The 672-nt window shown below is 70.8% G+C and carries 1 protein-coding gene; it reads left to right on the forward strand.

From position 1 onward, the window contains the following. Positions 1–67: 67 nt before the first annotated feature. On the forward strand, positions 68–672 hold a 605-nt coding region (locus JCM9942_RS17495; RefSeq protein ID WP_054661053.1), incomplete at its 3' end, for an N-acetylmuramoyl-L-alanine amidase.

Raw genomic sequence — 672 nt, forward strand, 5'->3', positions numbered from 1 at the left:
TGCGGCGCCGGCAGACGCTGGACGAGCTGCTCGCGGCCGAACTGCCGGCCACCGAATGGAGGCGGACATGAGCGCGGGCGCTGTGGCATGCCGATCGCGCTGGGCGCGCGGCCTGCTGGCGCTGCTGCTGGTGGCCCTGGTCTCGGGCTGTGCGCATCACAATCCGCTCGCGCAGTGGGCACGCTCGCCCAACCACGACACGCGCCGGCCGGTGCTGGTGGTGCTGCACTACACCGCCGGCGAGACCGCCGAAGGCAGCCTGCGCACCCTGCAGACGGCCAACAGCAACGGGCCGGTCAGCGCGCACTACCTACTGGGCAAGGACGGCACGCTGTACCAGCTGGTCGATGAGCGCAAGCGCGCCTGGCACGCCGGCGGCGGGCGCTGGGGCGCGATCACCGATATCAATTCGGCCTCGATCGGTATCGAGATCGACAACGATGGCCGCTCGCCGTATCCGGAGGTGCAGATCGAACGGCTGATCGTGCTGCTGGACGATCTGACCACGCGCCTGGGCATCCCGCGCAGCCAGATCATCGGCCACCAGGATCTGGCACCGGGGCGCAAGATCGATCCGGGCCCGCTGTTCCCGTGGCGGCGCCTGTACCAGGCCGGATTCGGCATCTGGCCGGATCCGGCGGCCGGCGAGCCGCCAGCCGCGTTCGATGGCTG

The organism is Stenotrophomonas pictorum JCM 9942 (genome assembly GCF_001310775.1).
Taxonomy (GTDB): Bacteria; Pseudomonadota; Gammaproteobacteria; order Xanthomonadales; family Xanthomonadaceae; genus Stenotrophomonas; species Stenotrophomonas pictorum.